At 42.0% G+C, this 238-nt stretch carries 1 protein-coding gene; it reads left to right on the top strand.

The features are described from left to right. A partial coding sequence (locus CCAND38_RS11770; protein ID WP_042343366.1) for an Ig-like domain-containing protein occupies window positions 1–238 on the top strand: 238 nt, incomplete at both ends.

Raw genomic sequence — 238 nt, forward strand, 5'->3', positions numbered from 1 at the left:
AAAGATGATGTTGAACAGACGGTAGTTGATACACCTGTTACGGTTAAAGTAGTATCTAATGATGAGCATGTACCTACGCAAGGAACCTTGACTATTGTTACGCAACCTAAAAACGGAAAGGTTGTTATCAATGACAATGGAACGACTAATGCTCCGTCGGATGATGAGGTTGTTTACACACCTAACCGAGGTTATGCAGGAGTAGACAGTTTCGAGTATGAGCTTTGCGATACGATGG

It is taken from the genome of Capnocytophaga canis (genome assembly GCF_000827555.1).
GTDB lineage: Bacteria > Bacteroidota > Bacteroidia > Flavobacteriales > Flavobacteriaceae > Capnocytophaga > Capnocytophaga canis.